The 17,676-nt window shown below is 64.3% G+C and carries 19 protein-coding genes; 14 read left to right on the top strand and 5 right to left on the bottom strand.

Translation table 11 applies throughout. The features are described 5' to 3' along the window. From ACP69S_RS08655 to ACP69S_RS08645, 3 genes are read left to right on the top strand one after another with little or no spacing between them, the layout of a single operon-like run. Positions 1 to 405, top strand: a complete 405-nt coding sequence (locus ACP69S_RS08655) for a Zn-ribbon domain-containing OB-fold protein (protein ID WP_425996265.1) — start codon at positions 1 to 3, stop codon at positions 403 to 405. Next, on the top strand, positions 406 to 1,569 hold the full coding sequence (locus ACP69S_RS08650; RefSeq protein ID WP_425996264.1) for a thiolase family protein: 1,164 nt from the start codon (positions 406 to 408) through the stop codon (positions 1,567 to 1,569). It abuts the gene before it with no gap. A gap of 8 nt (positions 1,570 to 1,577) precedes the next feature. After that, positions 1,578 to 2,294, top strand: a complete 717-nt coding sequence (locus ACP69S_RS08645) for a DUF2889 domain-containing protein (RefSeq protein WP_425996262.1) — start codon at positions 1,578 to 1,580, stop codon at positions 2,292 to 2,294. Positions 2,295 to 2,419: 125 nt separating this feature from the next. Here the strand turns inward: ACP69S_RS08645 and ACP69S_RS08640 are convergent, their stop codons facing one another. Then, a complete protein-coding gene (locus ACP69S_RS08640) occupies positions 2,420 to 3,271 on the bottom strand; it encodes a helix-turn-helix domain-containing protein (RefSeq protein ID WP_425996261.1) in 852 nt (283 codons plus the stop codon). A gap of 331 nt (positions 3,272 to 3,602) precedes the next feature. After that, the gene (locus ACP69S_RS08635) at positions 3,603 to 4,829 is read right to left on the bottom strand and encodes a CaiB/BaiF CoA transferase family protein (protein WP_425996259.1); all 1,227 of its coding nucleotides are present in this window, start codon (positions 4,827 to 4,829) and stop codon (positions 3,603 to 3,605) included. A gap of 220 nt (positions 4,830 to 5,049) precedes the next feature. On the opposite strand from ACP69S_RS08635, the gene ACP69S_RS08630 reads away from it, so the two are divergent. Beyond that, positions 5,050 to 5,841, top strand: coding sequence for an SDR family oxidoreductase (locus ACP69S_RS08630; protein WP_425996257.1), 792 nt, complete (start codon positions 5,050 to 5,052; stop codon positions 5,839 to 5,841). Between the two features lie 177 nt (positions 5,842 to 6,018). Continuing rightward, positions 6,019 to 6,312 (top strand): hypothetical protein, encoded by a 294-nt coding sequence (locus ACP69S_RS08625; RefSeq protein WP_425996255.1) that lies wholly within the window; start codon positions 6,019 to 6,021, stop codon positions 6,310 to 6,312. Positions 6,313 to 6,442: 130 nt separating this feature from the next. Here the strand turns inward: ACP69S_RS08625 and ACP69S_RS08620 are convergent, their stop codons facing one another. Both ACP69S_RS08620 and ACP69S_RS08615 read right to left on the bottom strand, forming a co-directional pair. After that, positions 6,443 to 6,895, bottom strand: a complete 453-nt coding sequence (locus ACP69S_RS08620) for a MarR family winged helix-turn-helix transcriptional regulator (RefSeq protein ID WP_425996253.1) — start codon at positions 6,893 to 6,895, stop codon at positions 6,443 to 6,445. 7 nt (positions 6,896 to 6,902) lie between these two features. After that, positions 6,903 to 8,159 carry an acetyl-CoA C-acetyltransferase gene (locus tag ACP69S_RS08615; RefSeq protein WP_425996251.1) on the bottom strand — a complete coding sequence of 419 codons (1,257 nt, stop codon included), beginning with the start codon at positions 8,157 to 8,159 and terminating at the stop codon, positions 6,903 to 6,905. 269 nt (positions 8,160 to 8,428) lie between these two features. Between ACP69S_RS08615 and ACP69S_RS08610 the strand changes: the two genes are divergently transcribed. Together ACP69S_RS08610 and ACP69S_RS08605 are read left to right on the top strand one after the other, a co-directional pair. Continuing rightward, the gene (locus ACP69S_RS08610; protein WP_425996249.1) at positions 8,429 to 10,099 is read left to right on the top strand and encodes an MFS transporter; all 1,671 of its coding nucleotides are present in this window, start codon (positions 8,429 to 8,431) and stop codon (positions 10,097 to 10,099) included. A 31-nt stretch (positions 10,100 to 10,130) separates the two neighbouring features. Then, positions 10,131 to 11,168 carry a hypothetical protein gene (locus tag ACP69S_RS08605; RefSeq protein ID WP_425996247.1) on the top strand — a complete coding sequence of 346 codons (1,038 nt, stop codon included), beginning with the start codon at positions 10,131 to 10,133 and terminating at the stop codon, positions 11,166 to 11,168. Here ACP69S_RS08605 and ACP69S_RS08600 read toward each other — a convergent pair. Then, a complete protein-coding gene (locus tag ACP69S_RS08600; RefSeq protein ID WP_425996245.1) occupies positions 11,149 to 11,355 on the bottom strand; it encodes a hypothetical protein in 207 nt (68 codons plus the stop codon). The two genes, ACP69S_RS08605 and ACP69S_RS08600, sit on opposite strands and share 20 nt — an antisense overlap. Here ACP69S_RS08600 and ACP69S_RS08595 point away from each other — a divergent pair. The 7 genes from ACP69S_RS08595 (at position 11,354) to ACP69S_RS08565 (ending at position 17,559) form a co-directional block, all read left to right on the top strand. After that, positions 11,354 to 12,691: a spinster family MFS transporter gene (locus ACP69S_RS08595; RefSeq protein WP_425996243.1), complete on the top strand. Its 1,338-nt coding sequence runs from the start codon at positions 11,354 to 11,356 to the stop codon at positions 12,689 to 12,691. The two genes, ACP69S_RS08600 and ACP69S_RS08595, sit on opposite strands and share 2 nt — an antisense overlap. A gap of 14 nt (positions 12,692 to 12,705) precedes the next feature. Continuing rightward, positions 12,706 to 13,014 (top strand): DUF1330 domain-containing protein, encoded by a 309-nt coding sequence (locus ACP69S_RS08590; protein WP_425996242.1) that lies wholly within the window; start codon positions 12,706 to 12,708, stop codon positions 13,012 to 13,014. Positions 13,015 to 13,186: 172 nt separating this feature from the next. Further along, the gene (locus ACP69S_RS08585) at positions 13,187 to 13,840 is read left to right on the top strand and encodes a carboxymuconolactone decarboxylase family protein (RefSeq protein ID WP_425996240.1); all 654 of its coding nucleotides are present in this window, start codon (positions 13,187 to 13,189) and stop codon (positions 13,838 to 13,840) included. A gap of 119 nt (positions 13,841 to 13,959) precedes the next feature. Next, positions 13,960 to 14,190, top strand: a complete 231-nt coding sequence (locus tag ACP69S_RS08580) for a biotin/lipoyl-containing protein (RefSeq protein WP_425996238.1) — start codon at positions 13,960 to 13,962, stop codon at positions 14,188 to 14,190. 11 nt (positions 14,191 to 14,201) lie between these two features. After that, complete coding sequence (locus tag ACP69S_RS08575; RefSeq protein ID WP_425996236.1) at positions 14,202 to 15,305, top strand: Gfo/Idh/MocA family protein; 1,104 nt, start codon at positions 14,202 to 14,204, stop codon at positions 15,303 to 15,305. Between the two features lie 110 nt (positions 15,306 to 15,415). Then, on the top strand, positions 15,416 to 17,101 hold the full coding sequence (locus ACP69S_RS08570) for an FAD-dependent oxidoreductase (RefSeq protein ID WP_425996234.1): 1,686 nt from the start codon (positions 15,416 to 15,418) through the stop codon (positions 17,099 to 17,101). Next, the gene (locus tag ACP69S_RS08565) at positions 17,098 to 17,559 is read left to right on the top strand and encodes a PaaI family thioesterase (protein WP_425996232.1); all 462 of its coding nucleotides are present in this window, start codon (positions 17,098 to 17,100) and stop codon (positions 17,557 to 17,559) included. The genes ACP69S_RS08570 and ACP69S_RS08565 overlap by 4 nt, the downstream gene beginning before the upstream one ends. The last annotated feature ends 117 nt before the right edge of the window (positions 17,560 to 17,676 follow it).

Raw genomic sequence — 17,676 nt, 5'->3', positions numbered from 1 at the left:
TTGACCTGGCAGCGCTCGCGTCCCCGTCTCGACAAGGACAATCGGGCCTTCTGGACCGGTGGAGCCGAGGGCAAGCTCAACATTGCCAAATGCGGCGATTGCGGCGGGTTTATCCACCCACCGCGCGAGATCTGCCGGTTCTGTCTGTCGGAAAATGTCGCGCCCCACGTTGTGGCGGGGACGGGCGTCGTCGACACCTACACCGTCAATCACCAGGCCTGGACCAAGGACATGGAAGTGCCCTTCGTCATCGCACGGGTGAAATTGGACGATGCGCCGGGTGTCTATCTGACGACCAACATCGTCAACTGCCAGGTAGACGCGGTCGATATCGACGATCCTGTACGCGTCGTGTTCGAGGAACAGGACGGCGTCTGGTTCCCCCTGTTCGAAAAGGTTGGCTGAGTGGTGCCGCAGGAAGCCTATATCACCGGCATCGGCATGTCGGAGGTCGGTGTCCGGCTCGCTCGCTCGCCGCTTGGCCTGACGGTCGATGCGGTGAAGGAAGCCATCGCCGATGCGGGTTTGACGCTCGATCAGATCGACGGCGTCGCGACCTATCCGGGCAAGATGCAAATCTTCCTCGGTTTCTCGCCGATCGGCGCCGACGAGCTGATCGAAACGCTGGGCCTCAAGACCCGCTGGCATATCGGCGCGGCGGAGACGACGGCTCAACTCGGCGCGGTCGCCGAAGCGGCCAACGCCGTCAAGGCCGGGCTCGCCCGCCATGTCATCTGTTTCCGCACCGTCTATGAAGCCGCGGCCATGTCGCGGCCCGACGAGTTCCCGCCTCTGGAACGGCGCGAGGGCGTGACCGGCAATTCGCAATGGGTTTCGCCTTTTGGCGCGTTCTCCGCCGCCAACTGGACAGCGCAGTTCGCAACGCGGCACATGAAGCGCTATGGCTTGACCCGCGAGCAACTGGCCCAGGTGGCGCTCAACGATCACGCCAACGCCGCAATCAATCCGCGCGCGCTGGTCAAGAAGCCGCTGACGATGGACGAGTACATGTCCGCGCGGATGATCTCGACGCCGTTCTGCCTGTACGATTGCGACCGCTTCACCGACGCCTCGACCGTGATCATCGTGTCGGCGGGGGACGCGCTGGGCGAGGTCAAGACCACGCCAATCCGCATCGCGGCGTCGGCCGGGTCGGTGGAGCGCTACAGCTGGGATCAGGCCGAGTGGGCCAGCGCCTATCCCACCGGCCGCGATCTCTGGAACAACACTGACTATCGGCCCAAGGACGTCGACACCGTCCAACTTTACGACGGATTCGCTTTCCAGCCCATCACCTGGCTTGAGGGGTTGGGCTTCTGCGAGGTCGGGGAAGGGGGAGCCTTCATTGAAGGCGGGACCCGGATCGCCCGTAACGGCGCACTGCCGATGAACACCGGCGGCGGCCAGCTGGGCTGGGGGCGCCTGCATGGCTTCGGCTTTGCTTACGAGGCCGTGGTGCAACTGCGCGGGGAGGGCGGAGCGCGCCAGATCCCGGGCGATCCAAGGGTCGCCATCGCCACCTCCGGCGGCGGTCCGATGGCGGCGGCCCTGCTCCTGACGAAGGACTAGGACAAGGCGTGGGCCAAGTCGCCGACAGCCCACCCGCGTTTCACCGCCACGTTCTCGTCACGCCGGGCGATGGCTGGGTCAGCGCCTGGCTGGAGGACGACTACCATCATCTGGGCGTTACCCTTCGCCATGACGGCGAGACCGTTGATCGCATTGATGCCGAGATGGTCCGCGCGCCGTGGTCGACCTGTCCAGGCGCCGTGCAGCAGCTGACAGCGACCTTCGCCGGCGTCAGGCTGGACGAAGTGACCGCGCGCGGCGAGAAACAGGCCAACTGCACCCATCTCCACGACTTGGCCGTGATCGCCGCGGTCCATGCGCGCGACCCGGCGCCGACCCGCTATGAAATCACGGTAACTGACGCGGCTGGCGGTGTTCGCCTTTGTGAAATCACACGCGATAGTGCGTTGGCGCTGCGGCTTGTCGAGCGCGACAACCTGATCGAGGAGCCTGTCGAGGCGCGGGGAAAGACCCTGTTTCAGCTCGGCGAATGGATTGCGTCCCTTGACGAGCAGGCCCGAGAGGCGGCGCGTCTGCTGCGGTGGGCGGCCATCATCGCGCATGGTCGGGCTATCCCAATGGACCGTCAGTCGGACGCGAGCCGGATGCAGTCCAACTGCTTCACATTCCAGCCCGGCCGCAAGGAGCGGGCCCAGCGGGTCGGTGCGGTGATGGATTTCACGACTTCCGCTAGGCAGCCGCTGGACGATCTGGTCTCGACATAAGCCGAAGATCGACGCGAGACACCGCGCACAAAAAACACCGCCGAGCGTCCGCCCAGGCGATGCCAAGTCTTTGTCGAGGCGTGGGCCGCCGCGGGGGCGACGGCCCGACAAGCGCTCGTCTGGCGTTACATCGCCATGCCCGCCGCCGGGAGGTGGGGCGTCGAGATCGTTTGAAGGTGGGAAGGGTCGAACAGTGGCTGGACCACCGCGGATGACGCGGCTTGCTCCTCGAAGCAGCGCTCGACGGCGTCCTTCAAGGTTTGCACCAAGAGGGTCGGATCGATCTGTTCGCTGGGCTCATAGGCGAACCCAATGGCCAGAGGCTGGTTTTGCGGCAGGCCCGGGAACAGGACAGCCGAGATCTGTGCGGTGGAGTCGAAGCCCGCCACGTCCGTCACAGCGCCTTGATCGTGGCATTGCTGAACTCGCGCGGCCAATTCCGACACGCAGAACTTTAGTTCCTGAGCGGCTTCAGCGTTCAGTCGGCGCAGCATGCTCTCGCGACGCGGCTGCTGAACGGTCGATAGCAACAGCCAACCGGCCGCCGAACTGGAAAGGTGATCCTTCTGTCCGCCGCAGATCCCGAAGGGGTTGGACGTTCGCACCGCGCGTTGTCCGCCGCGCCAGCTGTAGAGCTGGGCTTGCAAGCCAACCATGCCAAACACGCCGACGCCAAGGCCAGTCTGGGCGCTCAAACGGTCGATCAGGCCGGTAAGGCGGCCGTCGCGGACCAGGCTCGGCTGAGCCGTGCGGCCCAGCAGGGCAGCGCGCGGGGTGGGGGAATAGGACCGCGAATGGGGGTCCTTGTAGAGCAGGCCCACCTCGACGAGGCAATAGAGCAACTCCGACGTGCTCGACTGGGGGCGATCAAAGCGACGGACGATGTCCATCACGGTCGCCTGGGGGTGTTCTTCGTCGAAAAACTCGAGGACCTCGATCACTCGCTTGGCAAATTTGGCCTTGTTCGTTCCGTTCATCGCCATGTGCCTCCCTGTCGTTTCTTATAATAGACAGGAGTGTTCAATAAGCGCCGGGTGATGTCAACAAAGATGAGAGCATCTCCGTTTTTTACCGATCGCGGACGATCGCGAACAGGCGCGCCGCCTCCGCCGCGCGTGGACGGAGCGCTACTGGATATCTCCACATCGCTCTGTTCTTGTTGATGGTTATGAAGGTCTTCGCGCCACGCTTATCCGGGTGAAGCTTGGAGCACGCCCATGCAAAACCTCCGCCGATCGCTTGAAGCGAGGCGGAGGCGTCGTATGGCGCCGCTACGCCTTAAGAGCGTCGGCAAGTCGTCTCAAAGGGTCAGGCGATGGCGCCTTTGGCCTTCAGTTCCTCGATCCGGTCCCATTCGAGTCCGAGTTCCATCAGCACCAGTTCGGTGTGCTCGGAAGCCTGAGGCGAGCGAGTCGTTTGCACGGGCGCGCCATCGAACTGCACTGGCCCGCGGACCAACCGCAAAGGCGCTCCGCCGTCCGCGCCCTCGACCTCAATGACCATATCGTTGGTGATTGCCTGCTCGTCGGTCAACAGGTCGGCGAAGCTCTGGATCGGGGCCCATTGGCCTTTCATCGTCTTCAGGTGCTGGCGCCAATAGGCGAAGGTCTGGGTGGCGAACGCCTTGACCAGGATGTCGCTGGCGGCCCCGGCGTTGTCGATCAGCGACAGCACGTCCTTGAAGCGGGGATCGTTCGCGGCTTCCGGTACGCCGACATGGGCGAACGTATCCTCGATCAGGCCGGTCGGACTGACCATGCACAGGTTAATCGTGCCGCCGTCGGACGTGCGAAAATTGCCCATGAACGGATTGCGCAACGACCCGCCGGAGGTCGGCATGGGGTTGCGCGAGACGATGCCGGTTTCCATCACTTGCGACACCAGCGCGCCCGAGGCCCACCAGGCGGCGCTCAGAAGCGAGACGTCGAGCTCGGCGCCTTCCCCGGTCTTCTCGCGATTGTACAGGGCGGCGGCGATGCCGCCAGCGATGAACATGCCGCCGATGGAATCGCCAAAGGCGGGGATGCCCTGGGTGAGCGGCCCTTCCATTTCAGCGGGGGTCATGGCGTGGGCGACGCCGCTTCGCGACCAGAAACACGTACCGTCGAAGCCGCCGACCTCGCGTTCTGGCCCCTTGTTGCCTAGCGCGCTGCCGCGCGCATAGATGATTTTGGGGTTCACCGCGCGGATGTGCTCGATGTCGAATTTGTTCTTCTGGCGAACCTGCGGCAGGTAGTTGGTCAGGAACACGTCGGCGGTCTTGGCCAGTTCGTAGAGCACCGCCTGTCCCTCGGGGGTGGAAACGTCGATGCCGACGCTGCGCTTGCCGCGGTTGGGATGCTCGAACAGCGTATGACGGAGGGGGTCCAACTTGACCCCACCCATGTTGAGGAAGCCGCGTTGGGTGTCGCCGCGCACCGGGTGCTCGATCTTGATGACGTCCGCGCCCCAGTCGGCCAGGATGCCTCCCGCCGCCGGCACGAAGGTGAACTGAGCCACCTCCAAAACGCGCACGCCCTTCATGACCTGAGTCATAGTTTTCCCCTCAATCCCGGTCACGCCGAAAGGCGTCGATACTCCAACGAAAACTAGAACCTAGCGCAATGGCGGCAAGCTGTGAGCAGCGGCCATCGCCGACGCGATGCGCGTTCCGGCGGTAACGCGGGGGCGATATCCTGAAAGGCCCGTGGGGTGTTTGTTGAGCCCACGCCATCGGAAGCGATAGCTGCGACAAAACCGGGCTTGGAGAAACAGCATGAAAATCGACTCGTCGCTTTCCGCCGTCGTCACCGGCGGCGCATCGGGCCTGGGTCTCGCCACGGCGCAGGCCTTGCTGGCGGCCGGCGTGCGGGTCGCGATCTTCGACATCAACGAGGAGAGCGGCCAGAAGATCGCCGACGAAGCCGGCGCGCTGTTCTGCAAGGTCGATATCACCTCCGAGGAAAGCGTCCTGGCCGGATTCGAGAAGGCCCGCGCGGCCAACGGGCAGGAGCGCATCCTCGTCCATTGCGCCGTAGTGACCAAGGGCGGCAAGACGGTCTCCAGGGACAAGGAAGCCGGCGGATTCAAGCGCTTCTCGACGGAAGACTACGCCTTGTCCGCCCAAGGCGTGCTGGTCGCCAGCTATCGGGTCGCGTCGATCTCCGCGCTGGGCATGGCGGGGCTCGATCCGCTGGAGGACGGCGAGCGCGGCTCTATCGTGCTGACCTCCAGCGCGGCCGCGCAGGACGGGCAAGTCGGTCAAATCGCCTACGGGTCCTTGAAGGCCGGTGTGAACGGTCTGGTCTTGCCGATGGCCAGGGACCTGATGGACTTGGGCATCCGCGTCAACTCGATCATGCCCGGCATCTTCGCGACGCCGCCGATGCTGCGGTTCAAGGAGGCGAACCCGGCCATGTGGGATGCGCTGAACCAGTCGGTGCCGTTCCCCAAACGCCTGGGCAAGCCGGAGGAGTTCGCGAGCCTGGTCATGGAGCTGGCGCGCAACAGCTACTTCAACGCCCAGACGATTCGTCTCGACGGGGCCATCCGGATGCCGCCGCGCTGATTACCGGCCGGTTGCTTTACAGCGGCCCGGTCGGTCCAGCTAGCCCGTTTCAGTTTTCGGGCAGTGCGGCTTCTTGTGCAATGCGACAATAAAACACTTGACCCTCATTTTATACTAACCTAAGTTAGCATTATCAGCCGATAACATCGGTGACAGTTTCAACACGGAGCTACGGTTGTGAAAAAGTTTGGCCTCATCCTTGCCTTGGCCGCCGCCTTGCCGGTTTCGGCTCTCGTGAGCGTCAACGCAGCCGTCGCGCAAGAAGACGCTCTGTCCAAGGCGATGGTCGGCAAGCTGCTGTTTGACGCCGATGGCAAGAAGCTGGCCGCGATCTACAAGCTCGACCCCAAGGGCTCGCCGCAGCTCCTGCTGGACGGCAAGATGGTGACCGTGCCGCTGGCGACCATGAAGAAGGTCGAGGACAAGTTCGCGACCAGCCTGACTAAGCGCGACCTGATGACCGCTCCCTAAAGGGATGAGTGGCGCGATAGCGCCGACGCTGGATAGAAAAGGGGCTGTAACTAAAGTTACGGCCCCTTTTTCGTGTGGATCTTCGACTGTGCCCCTGGCGCCGCGACGACTTCAAGCGCCGCGCTCGAAGTTACTTCGAGGCGGCGACGTTGGCGGCGATCATGCTGAGATAGGTGTCGAGCTTCTCCAGATCGTCGTCCTGGAACCCGGCGAAAACGACCTTTTCGTGCTCGCTGGCGACCGCCGAGATTTTCTCCAGGATCGCCCCGGCGCTCTCGGTCAGGTGGATGCAATAGGCGCGGCGATCGTCTTCCTTTTGTCGCCGCTCGAGCAGGCCATCCTCGACGAGCCGATCGACCAGTCGGCCGGCGGCCGCTTCCGACATTTCCAGGATTTCAGCGATCTCGCGCTGAGTGGCGGCGGGACGGCGCGCGATCACTGCGATCAGCGTCCACTGCGAGCGGGTCACCCCGATGCTGGAAACGGCCTGATCGAAGCGCTTGTGCATCTGACGCGTGAGCACCGTCATCTTCAGCGAGACGCTGCGCATCGTGACAGGGCCGTCTTTGTCGAAATCCTTCATCGCGCGATTAGAGACGCTCGATGATGATCGCCGGAGCCATACCGCCGGCGGCGCACATAGTGATCAGTCCATAACGCCCGTTCGAACGCTCCAGTTCGTCGAGCGCTGTACCGATCAGGACAGCGCCGGTCGCGCCGATCGGATGGCCCAGCGCGATTGCGCCGCCATTGGGATTGACCTTCGCTCGGTCGAGATCCAGGTCGCGAATGAACTTCTCGACCACGACCGCGAAGGCCTCGTTGACCTCAAAGACGTCGATATCGTCCTTGGTCAGACCTGCCTTGGCGAGCACCTTTTTGGCGGCGGGAACCGGTCCGTTCAGCATCAGGGTCGGATCGTCGCCGACATTGGCGGTCGCGACGATGCGCGCGCGCGGCTTCCAGCCCTGTTTGTCAGCGTATTCCTTTGACGCCAGCAGGATCGCCGCCGCCCCGTCCACGACGCCCGAAGACGTGCCGACATGGTGGACAGCCTCGAATTGCAGGTCGGGATATTTCTGGTTGATCAGTTCCTTGAACGTGGCCCCGCCTGGGCTGGATGGCACGTCGTAAAACGCCGCGAACGCTGGCTTGATTTGGGCCAGACCCTCAATCGTGGTGTCGGGACGCGGATATTGTTCATGATCCAGGATGACGTTGCCGTCGTCGTCGCTGACCGGGACTGTCGACTTGGCAAAGCGCCCTTCGGCCAGAGCGTGGGCCGCCCTCCGCTGGCTTTCGACACCAAAGGCGTCCAGCGCCTCGCGGCTTATGCCTTCCATGGCCGCGATCGCATCGGCTGCGACGCCCTGGTTGGTCTGCGGGTGCTTGGCCTGAAGGCGCGCATTGCCTGTGCCAAGACCGCTGGCGGCGGCCACCTTGGCCTCGCGCAACTTCATGCCGAACTCGACGACATGGCTCATCATCTCGGTACCGCCGGCGATGACGCAGTCTTCCATGCCCGACATGATCTGCGCCGCGGCGAGATTGGTGGCGGTGATGCCCGAGCCGCAGAACCGGTCGAGCGTCACGCCGCTGGCCTTGACATCGAAGCCCGCATCCAGCGCCGCCATCCGGGCGATATCGCCGCCCTGAAGACCCGTCTGGGCGCTGGTGCCCCAGATGATGTCGTCGACGTCTTCGGTCTTAATCGCATTGCGCGCCTTGAGCGCGGCCAGCACTGTTGCGGCCAGATGCTGCGGGTGCATGCCCGAATAGGCGCCCTTGCCGATCTTGCCGATCGCGCGGGGGGTTCTGACGGCGTCGATGATATAGGCTTCAGCCATCATTTTTCTCCCGGGACCCGTGCGTCAGGCTCCCTTCGGATATGGCACGCAGGCCGAGTGCGCGCCACCCTCTCACCAATCGCGACTGCGATGTGTAACATTGGGGAGGAACAGCGAAACCTCGAATAATAACAATATAATCAAGTGGATAAATTAATGTTGGCTGCGCGGCGGCCGCATGCGCCAACGCGGCTTTGCTTCCCTCGTGCAATCGTCGCAGGTACCAATTTGGACGAGACGGATCACGCATCCATGAGGTGAACTCCGCAATGGCGACAGAAAGCGTTACGGAGCCGGCTCGGCAGGGCGGCGCATTCGAGCCCCTGCGCGAGCCTGTGTTTCGAACCATCTGGTCCGCCAGCGTCCTTTCCAATTTCGGTCAGCTCATTCTGGGCGTGGGAGCGGCCTGGGAAATGACCCGGCTGACCTCGTCGGCCAGTCTGGTCGCGTTGGTCCAGACGGCCTTGATGCTGCCTTTGATGCTGGTCGCTGTGCCAGCGGGTGCAGTCGCCGACATGTTCGACCGACGCAAGATCGCCATGGCTGGCCTGGCCTTTTCCGTGGCCAGCGGCGGCGTGCTGACAGTTCTGGCGTGGCTGGGGCTGACCTCGCCTTGGGTGCTGCTGGCCTTCTGCTCTTTGATTGGCGCCGGCGTGGCGTTTTACAGCCCGTCCTGGCAGGCGTCGATCAGCGAGCAAGTGCCCCCGGCCCAGATTCCGGCCGCGATCGCGCTGGGCTCGATCAGCTACAATTTCGCGCGTAGCTTTGGCCCGGCCCTGGGCGGTTTGATTGTTCTGGCGGCCGGGGCCAAGGCGGCTTTCGCGGTCAATGCGGTGGGCTACCTGCCGTTGCTGTTGGCCTTCTTCCTGTGGAAGCGTCGACACGTCCCGTCACGCTTGCCGCCCGAGCGGATCGATCGCGCCATCGTTTCCGGTGTTCGTTACGCGCTTCATTCCGGGCCGGTTCGGACTGTTCTTGTCCGCTCTTTCTTGTTCGGATTCGCCGGCGCTTCGACGGCGGCCCTGGGGCCATTGATCGCCAAGGACTTGCTGGCCGGCAATGCGAGCACCTTCGGAATCTTGCTGGGATCGAGCGGAGCCGGCGCGGTTGCCGGGGCCTTCATGGTCGGTCGCATCAGTCAGCGACTTGGCAACGAGGCAGCGGCCCGGATCCTGGCCCTGATTTCCGGTCTGGCCATCGTCCTGGTCGGCTTCAGCCATTCCCTCCTGCTGACCTGCGCAGGCCTTTTCCTCGCCGGCGCGGCGAGCATCATCACGATCGCGCTGTTCAATATCTCAGTCCAACTGGCGTCGCCCAGATGGGTGACCGCGCGGGCGCTATCGCTGTTCTCCTCCGCCCTGACAGGCGGTATCGCGATGGGGGCGGTGCTGTGGGGCGTCGTGGCCAACGGCTGGTCGGTGCAGGTTGCCCTAGTCGCGTCCGGAGTCGCGCTGTGCGCGACGCCCCTGTTGGCCTTCCTCTTCCGACTGCCAGAGACGAGCGTTGAAGGCGTTGAGGCGGTCGAGATCGATCATGAACCCGAAGTCGACATGGCGCTGACCTTGCGGTCTGGTCCCGTGGTGATCGAGATCGACTACCGGGTCGATCCGGACAGGGCGCGGCCCTATTACGACGCCATGCTGAAGGTGCAGCGCACGCGGATGCGCAATGGAGCCTTCAACTGGTCGATATCGCGCGACATTGCAGATCGCGCCCTCTGGACCGAGCGCTATCAGTTCCCGACCTGGGGCGACTATCTGCGAATGCGAGACCGCTTTACGCAGTCCGATCTCGCCATCCAGTCAGAGGTGGAAGCCTTCCTCCTGGAGGGCACGGCCAAGCATGTTCGGCGCCGGCTGGAGCGGCCTTTCGGATCGGTTCGATGGCGGGCGGACTCCCCGGATCCGCAGCAGGAAACCGTCGGCTACCTCGGTCCATAGAAAACAAGAAGAAATTCAGGGAGAGACCGTCGTGTCACGACGTTACCGCGTCATCCAGTGGGCCACTGGCAATATCGGAACGCGCGCGTTGCGCGCTGTCATCGAGCATCCCGAGTTGGATCTGGCTGGCCTCTGGGTGAGTTCGACCGCCAAGGCGGGCAAGGATGCCGGCGTGCTTGCCGGGATCGCGTCTTGCGGAGTGATCGCGACAACCTCGCTGGAAGAGATGGTCGCCACGCAGGCCGACTGCGTGCTCTACATGCGCCAGGGCACGGATATAGACGAGATCTGCAGCCTGCTCGCCTCAGGCAAGAACATCGTCACCACGCGGGGCGACTTCCACCATCCGCGCGGGATGGACCCGCAGGTCAGGGCGCGCGTCGAGGAGGCCTGCCAGGCCGGCAAGACGTCGATCTACAGCACCGGCTCCAGCCCCGGGTTCGTGACCGAGGCGTTGTCGATTCCTCTACTGTCACTTTCACGCCGACTGGATTGTCTTACGATCGAAGAGTTCGCGGACATGTCCAGTCGCAACTCTCCTGAACTGCTGTTCCAGGTGATGGGCTACGGCGCGCCGATCGGCGAGTTCGACCAGCGCAAGATCGACTACGTGAAGCATGACTTCGCGGCGTCACTGGCCCAGATCGCCGATGGCATCGGTGTCGAGGTCGATGAATGGACCGCGACGGGGGAGATGTCGGCGGCGGTAAACCGGATCGAGATCGCCGCTGGCGTGATCGAGGCCGGTCAGGTCGCCGCCCAACGGATCACCATCTCCGGCATGCGGGCCGGCAAGCCGGTGCTGCGTTTCCGCGCCAACTGGTACTGCTCGCGCGATATTACCCACACCGATTGGGAACTGCGGGAGTCCGGCTGGCGCGTGCGCGTCGAGGGCGACACGCCTCTGGACGTCGGCATCACCTTTCCGGTTGCTCCAGAGGACTACGCCGCCTTCACCCCGGGTCTCACCGCTCATCGGGCCGTGAATGCCGTCGCCGCAGTCTGCGAGGCTGCTCCCGGTATTCGCACGACGACAGACCTGCCTCAGGTTATCGCACGGCTGCCGTGAGCCGCACCGCAGCCTCGGATATCGCCGATGCGATCGTTCCTACCGCCTCGCTGGCGGCCCGCGCGAATGTCTCGCAAATCTTGATAAGACCGACGATCGATATCGCCGCGATGTGAAATGACGGCATGGCGACAGCGCCGAAATCGAGACAGGCGCGATAGGCGCGAGGGGGAAGGATGTCGGGCATGACCGAACTCGAGCGGCCAGCCGCCACGCCGCGCGAAGAGCTCCCCGGGCTCGGCTATCGATCCTACTTCATGCTGATCATGGTGCTGGTCTCGGCCTGCGTGGTCGCCGAGCGCTACATCCTGTTCGTACTCGTCGAGCCGATCCGCCGCGATCTTCATCTCAGCGATTTCCAGATCGGACTGGTCAAGGACTTCATCCTAGCCATTGTCTACGTCCTCGCCGTGATCCCCTTGGCGCACTGGTCGGATCGCTGGTCGCGCAAACGGATCGTCGCGTTTGCCGCCCTGACCTGGACGGTGTCGGTCGCCATCTGCGCCTTCGCCAAGGGCTTCTGGGTGATGCTGATCGGCCGCGCCGGCATCGGTCTGGGCGAGGGGGCTTTCACGCCGCCTTCGCAGGCCTGGATCGCCGACCTGTTCCCGCCCAAGCAAAGGGGTACGGCGCTTTCCATTTTTCTGCTCGGAGCCTCGCTCGGCACCTTCGCCGGTCCCGCCCTGGGCGGATGGGCGGCGCACGAGTATGGCTGGCGAAACGCGCTGCTGCTCGCGAGCATCCCGGGCCTGATCCTGGCGCCGATCGTCTGGTTCACGCTGCGCGACGTCCGCGCCGGGCTCGCCGACGGAAACACGGCCACTCAGTTGGAGCGTAAGCCGTTCCGCGAGGTGGCGCGGGAGCTGCTGGCGATCCGGACCTTCCCGCTGCTGGTCGTTGCCGCCGCGCTCAACACCTTGATGACCATGGGTCTGATCAGCTGGGCGCCCGCCTTCATCGAGCGGACCCATGGCATGCCCGCCCGCGACGCCGGCATCCAGATGGGAAGCGCGTTGTTTATTGGTTCGCTGATTGGTCATCTGCTTGGCGGGCCGCTCGCCGATCTGCTCGGCCGGCGGAATGTGCGCTGGTATCTATGGGTTCCCATGGTGAGCGGCGCGATCGCGATGATGGTCGGCTGGCTGATCCTGACCGGTCCGGCGACACGCGTGTTCCCGTTGTTTGGGCTACAATTGCTGATCGGCGGTCTTGGCGCCGCGCCGTTGATGGCGGTGGTGACGGGGCTGGCTCCGGTGTCTTCGCGCGCCACAGCGGTCGCCATACTGATGGTGGTCATCAATGTGATCGGACTAGGCGGAGGGCCCGTGCTCGTGGGGTGGCTGAGCGATGTTTTGCACCCGGCCTATGGCGAAGCATCTTTGGGGATCGCCATGCGGTGGTCCCTGCTGGCCGGTATTCCCAGCACGATCCTCGCCTACCTCGCCAGTCGTTCCTACAAGGCCGATTCCGAGGCGGCCCAGGCGCGGCTGGCCGCGGAGTCCGCGCCGACGCCCGGACATTGACGGAGTCTGCCGCCGTGCCCGCCTATATGATCTTCCTGCGCGAGGACGCCGTCATCGGTCCGGCCGCGATGCAGACCTACAGCGCGATGAACCGTCAGAACTCCGGCGGCTTCGTCGAGAAATACGGGCTTAAGCCGCTGGCCATCTATGGCGCGACGGAGGCCCTCGAGGGCGAGGCGCCGGACGGGATCGTGCTGCTGGAGTTCCCGACCATGCAAGACGCGCGCGCCCGGTACGGCAGCCCGGAATATCAGGTCGCACTGGTCCATCGGAAGATCGGCGCGAACTATCGCGCGCTGGTGGTCGAAGGAATGTCGTCGTGACGAAGGGCGCGCGGCCCATGACTTCTTTTTGCTGCAGGTCGGGGCCCGTTCCGCGCGGGTCTCGAGGCCGCGCGGAGCGAGTTCGCCGCGCTCGAGACCAAGCCGCCAACCCGCGATTGCGCCGCCGAGGCGGCAGCGCTCGCGCTCAGCCAATAGCGACATCGGAGACACCATGAGCGATATCAAGCCTCGCATCCTGCCGCTGCCGCGCGCCGAATGGACCGACGATGCGCGCGAGGTCTTTGCCTTCTGGGGCGAGCCCAATGCCTGGGAGGAGGGCTCCAAGACCAACATCATGATGGTGATGGGCAACCACCCGGATCTGGGCAAGGCCTACAACGTCTGGGGCAAGCATCTGCTGATGTCGAACACGCTCCCGGTCCGCTTCCTGGAGCTGATCATCCTGCGCGTCGCCTGGCGGGTGAAGTCCGGGTACGAGTGGCACAACCATGTCGGCTACGGCCTGAACGCCGGTCTGACGCTGAAGGACATCGCAGCGATCCGCGATTATCCGAAGGGCGGCGAGTGGAGCGAACAAGACGCTGTGGTCCTGCACTCTGTGGATGAGTTGATCGAGAGCGGCACCTTGAGCGACGCGACCTGGGACACGCTCGGAGCGTTTTTCGACAAGCGCCAGAAGATGGATCTGATTTTCTCCATCGGCCATTACGTCATGACCAGTTGGGTAATCTCGGCCATGGGTGTCGAGATCGAAGGCGGTGCCGACAAGATCGGCTTCGACCTCAGGACAGCTTCGGGCAAGATTCCGGGCAAGACCTACAAGCCTGGCGAAACCGAGGATTGGACCGATACGCGCGGCTATTAGAAGCCGTATCGCCAAGACGATATCGGGCCGCAGTGACCTGTTTTGCCATGGTCCGGCTTCGCCCGCGCGCTAGGTAGAAGTCGAAAACCCTCTGTCTCGTCCCAGGAAAGACCGCGACCATGGCCACCGACATCCTGCTTCCAAAGCTCGGTTTTTCGATGACCGAGGCGCAGATCGCCGAATGGCTCGTCCAGGACGGCGCGCAGGTCACCGAAGGCCAGCCGCTCTATTCGTTGGAAGCCGACAAGTCGACCAACGAGGTTGAGGCGCCGGCGACCGGGACGCTCCGCATCATCGCGCAGGTGGGCGAGATCTACGATGTCGGTACGGTTCTCGGCACCATCGAATAGGTCTGGCGCTCATGACGCTGCGCGTCGGGATCGTTAGCGCGGCATGGGGCGGCTTCGCGCATCTGCCGGCCTGGCGCGCGATTCCGGGCGTCGAGGTTACGGCGATCTGCACGTCGCGGCGGGAGACAGCCGAGGCCGCTGCGGGGCGTCTGAAGATTGACCGTCCGTTCTGGGATTTCGAAGTGCTATGCGCAGACCCAGACATCGACATTATCGATTGCGGCACCAGGCCGTCAGTGCGCCTGCCGATGGTGCTGGCGGCGCTGGCTCATGGCAAGCATGTCTACAACGCCAGTCCGCATGCGCCTGACTGGAGTGGCGCCAAGGAGATCGACGCCGCCTGGCGCGCGGGCGCAAGCGTCGGCGTGATCGACGCCTTCTCGGAATGGATCCCCGCGCACCGCCAGATGAAGGCGATGCTGGACGAGGGCTATCTGGGGCGACCGCTGGGCGGGACCTGCCACATGAGCATCTCGCTCTTCAATCAGCCCAACAAGCTATTCCCGTACAACTGGTTCGCCCAGGCCGGGCAGGGCGTATCCGCCGTTCGCAACAATGGCAGCCACGCGCTCTACATTCTCTTGCACATGTTCGGGCCCATCGAGGAACTGGTCGCGGACGACAGCCAGATTCTGCGCGAGTGGGTGTACGCGGACGGCGACAGGATCGCCCCCGAGACCAACGATCTGGCGAACGTGATCCTGAAGTTCTCCAGCGGCCTGACAATGCAGATGCAGATCAGCTGGAGCCTGCCGCTTCACGTCGGTTGGGTGCTGGACGTGGCTGGGGAGAACGGGCGGCTTGTCGCTTCGTCACCTACCTTTCCAACGGCGCGTGATTGCACGCTCAAGGGCGGGCAACTGGGCGGCGCCCTGGAGCCCATCGCTATCCCGGGAGGCTTCAAACACGTGCCCGGCATCGCCCTCGACTGGCAGAGCGAGCCGCAGCCGAGCTTCCCTATGGCGCTCTCGATGCAGCGCATGGTGGAGGCGATCCAGGGCGGTCCGAAGCCGGCGCCTGATTTCGCGCGGGCTCTGGAGGTCGAGCGTATCCAGGAGGCGATCCGGATTTCCAGCGCCGAACGCCGCTGGGTGCGGCCTGCGGACATCGTCTGACGCTCGGCCACCACGCCGGGGCGATATGAGAATGCCGGAGCGGCGATAACTAGCGCGCGCCGCACGGCCGGGGTCTAATTTGGCGCGCTCGCTAAAGAGGAGAGTAGCGCATGACCGCATTTGACGAGACGCTCGACTGGGTCGTCGTGGGCAACGGCGCCGGATCGATGAGTTCGGCGCTCGTCATGCGAAAGGCGGGGAAGTCCGTCGTCATCCTCGAAAAGTCAGCCTGGGCCGGCGGGACGACAGCCAAGTCGGGCGGCGTCATGTGGATCCCCAACAACCGGTTTATGCGCGCGGCGGGAGATACCGACAGCGCTGAGGCGGCGATCACCTATCTGGACGCCGCTGCGGCCACTGATCCGGGCGAAGCGCCCGGCACGTCGCGCGAGCGCCGGCTGGCCTACGTCCAAGAGGCGCCCAAGATGATCGACTTCCTGGTCGATCAGGGGGTCAAGATGGAGAGGACCGCGGACTTCTGGCCCGACTATTACGACGAGCTTCCGGGGGGCTGCAAAACCACCCGCTGCGTGTCGGCCCAGCTATTCGACACTAACGAACTGGGCGAGTGGCAGGCCAAGCTGCGTCCTGGCTTCCTCGCAGTTCCGGCCCGGCTCGATGAGGGCATGAAGCTTCCGTACTTCAAGAAGAGTTGGGTTGGCAAAAAGGCGTTTCTGAAAGTCATCCTGCGCACAATCGGCACGCGGCTGACGGGCAAGAAGGTTGTCTCGGCCGGGGCGGCCCTGCAAGGCCGGATGCTGTTGGCCGGCCTGAAGGCTGGCGTCGACGTCCGTCTGAAATCTCCGGTTTCCGAACTGATCATCGAGAACGGCGCCGTAACCGGCGTGGTGACGGTGGAGGACGGCAAGCCATGGCGCATCGGCGCCAGGCTGGGCGTGTTGGTCAATGCCGGCGGCTTCGCTCGCAACCAGGCCATGCGCGACAGGTACATGCCGGGCACCAAAGCCGAATGGTCGCAGACCAACGAGGGCGACATGGGTGAGATGCATGTCGAGATGCAGCGCATCGGCGGCGTGCTGGCCCAGATGGACCAGATGGTCGGCTACCAGACCACTCTGACGCCGGGCTGGGAGACCATGTTCCCAACGCCGCCCGCCCAGAGCCTCACGGGCAAGCCGCACGCGATCCTCGTTGATCAGTCGGGCGTGCGCTACATGAACGAGGGCGGCTCCTACGAGCTCTATTGCGAGACCATGCTGAAGCGGAACCGGACCGTTCCCGCCATCCCCAGCTGGGCCGTCTTCGACAGCACCTATCTCGAGCAATACATGCTGGCCGGCACCATGCCGGGCGGCAAGAAGCCGGACGCCTGGACCGAGCAGGGCTATCTCAAGAAAGCCGACAGCATCGAGGCCCTGGCCGCCTTGGTCGCCGTCGATCCGGCTGCCCTGAAGGGCACGGTCGAGCGCTGGAACGGCTTCGTCGAGAAGGGCGTGGACGAGGATTTCCATCGCGGCGAACGCGCCTATGACAGCTGGCTGGGCGACCCCTATCACGGTCCCAACAAGGCGCTCGGCAAGATCGAGACTGGGCCTTTCTACGCGGTCAATGTGGTGCCGGGCGACGTCAGCACCTATGGCGGCGCGGTTACCGATTTGCATGGGCGGGTTGTTCGGGCGGACGGATCGCCGATCGGGGGGCTGTACGCCACCGGCGTCTCCACCGCGTCGGTCATGGGCAATGTCTATCCCGGGGCGGGCGCCAGCATCGGTCCGTCGCTGACCTTCGGCTATATCGCCGCCAAGCACGCGGCGGGCGTGGGCAACCAACTGTGACCGAACCGGCGGGCGCCATGGACGCCGCACGGCTGGAGACGGACGGCTGGACCCGCATGTCCGGCACGCAGTTCAACGAGGCTGCCGGACCCTACTGGATTCGCAAGGATGGCTCGGGCCGGACGGTTGGCCTGCTGGGTGAGGACCAGCACGGCAATGGCCATGTCGGCACGATCCACGGCGGAGTCTTGATGACGTTCGCGGACATCGCGCTGGGCATGGGCGTCGTCGATGCGGCCAACACCCGTGACTGCGTGACGCTGCAGTTGCAGATGCAGTTCACCGCCGCGGCGCCTATTGGCAGCTTCCTTACTTGCAGGCCCGAACTGGTCCGGCGGACCTCGCAGATCGTGTTCATGCGGGGGCTGATCATGGCTGGCGAGCGCACCATCGCTTCCGCTGACGGCATATGGAAGTTGCTCGACGCGGAGAAGCTGGCGGCGCTCAAGGCCGGTTGACGCCGATCTTTCCGCTCGCGCCGCGCCAGGTCGGGCGGCCTGCAGAACAGATATCGCCCGGGCGGGCCGGGGCGAGATTGACCTTGGCGCCCCGAGCGCTGATCGATTGACCCGATC

Source organism: Caulobacter sp. DWR1-3-2b1 (genome assembly GCF_049895765.1).
Taxonomy (GTDB): domain Bacteria; phylum Pseudomonadota; class Alphaproteobacteria; order Caulobacterales; family Caulobacteraceae; genus Caulobacter.
The sequence above is the reverse complement of the archived record's forward strand: the minus strand, read 5'-3'. Positions and strand labels throughout refer to the sequence as shown.

Coding starts and splice junctions, on each gene's coding strand:
- ACP69S_RS08640 (WP_425996261.1), bottom strand. CDS start 3,271: ATGAACGGAACGAACAAGGCCAAATTTGCCAAGCGAGTGATCGAGGTC.
- ACP69S_RS08635 (WP_425996259.1), bottom strand. CDS start 4,829: ATGACTCAGGTCATGAAGGGCGTGCGCGTTTTGGAGGTGGCTCAGTTC.
- ACP69S_RS08630 (WP_425996257.1), top strand. CDS start 5,050: ATGAAAATCGACTCGTCGCTTTCCGCCGTCGTCACCGGCGGCGCATCG.
- ACP69S_RS08620 (WP_425996253.1), bottom strand. CDS start 6,895: ATGAAGGATTTCGACAAAGACGGCCCTGTCACGATGCGCAGCGTCTCG.
- ACP69S_RS08615 (WP_425996251.1), bottom strand. CDS start 8,159: ATGGCTGAAGCCTATATCATCGACGCCGTCAGAACCCCCCGCGCGATC.
- ACP69S_RS08610 (WP_425996249.1), top strand. CDS start 8,429: ATGGCGACAGAAAGCGTTACGGAGCCGGCTCGGCAGGGCGGCGCATTC.
- ACP69S_RS08595 (WP_425996243.1), top strand. CDS start 11,354: ATGACCGAACTCGAGCGGCCAGCCGCCACGCCGCGCGAAGAGCTCCCC.
- ACP69S_RS08600 (WP_425996245.1), bottom strand. CDS start 11,355: ATGCCCGACATCCTTCCCCCTCGCGCCTATCGCGCCTGTCTCGATTTC.
- ACP69S_RS08585 (WP_425996240.1), top strand. CDS start 13,187: ATGAGCGATATCAAGCCTCGCATCCTGCCGCTGCCGCGCGCCGAATGG.
- ACP69S_RS08580 (WP_425996238.1), top strand. CDS start 13,960: ATGGCCACCGACATCCTGCTTCCAAAGCTCGGTTTTTCGATGACCGAG.
- ACP69S_RS08575 (WP_425996236.1), top strand. CDS start 14,202: ATGACGCTGCGCGTCGGGATCGTTAGCGCGGCATGGGGCGGCTTCGCG.
- ACP69S_RS08570 (WP_425996234.1), top strand. CDS start 15,416: ATGACCGCATTTGACGAGACGCTCGACTGGGTCGTCGTGGGCAACGGC.